The sequence below is a fragment of the Paraburkholderia sp. RL18-085-BIA-A genome (assembly GCF_046027075.1).
Classification (GTDB): domain Bacteria; phylum Pseudomonadota; class Gammaproteobacteria; order Burkholderiales; family Burkholderiaceae; genus Paraburkholderia.
Genome location: NZ_JARESU010000550.1, coordinates 1 through 666, shown reverse-complemented (window position 1 = coordinate 666; position 666 = coordinate 1). Strand labels below are relative to the sequence as shown.

Genomic DNA, 666 nt, shown 5'->3' with positions numbered 1-666 from the left:
TCACTTTGAGCGCAATGTAATCATTCTTTGCGTGCGCTGGTACCTGCGCTACAAGCTCAGCCTGCGCGATCTGGTGGAGATGATGGCCGAGCGGGGTTTGTCGCTGGCTCACACGACGTTTCTGCGTTGGGTGAAGCGCTATACGCCGGAGTTCGTCAAGCGCTGGAACCGTTTCGGCACGCCCACGGGACGATCGTGGCGTGTCGATGAGACGTACCTGAAGATTCGCGGCAAGTGGGTCTACCTTTATCGAGCGGTGGATCGGACGGGGCAGACCGTGGATTTCATGCTCAGCGCCAGGCGCGACGTGGCCGCGGCCCAAGCCTTTTTCAGGAAGGCCATCAAACATCAGGGTCAGCCGCCGGAAACGATCACTCTCGACGGCTATGCAGCCTCGCACCGCGCCGTGAGCGAGATGAAGACCGACGGCTTGCTGCCCGAGGATACGAAGGTCCGAACCTCGAAGTATTTGAATAATCTCATCGAGCAGGATCATCGCAACGTCAAGTCCAGAACGAACGTCATGCTCGGCTTCAAACGCTTCAGGAACGCCGCGATCACTCTGGCAGGCATTGAGTTGATGCATCGCATTCGCAAAGGACAATTCAACCTCGTGAAGCTAAGCCTCAAAGATACCGCTGCGCCCGCTGTCTGGAATGCAGTCCT

Annotated in this window: 1 protein-coding gene; it reads left to right on the top strand. The window is 57.7% G+C overall.

Features of this window, described 5'->3' with window-relative positions; genetic code table 11:
* On the top strand, nucleotides 1-666 hold a 666-nt coding region (locus P0D89_RS53780), incomplete at both ends, for an IS6 family transposase (protein WP_408379770.1).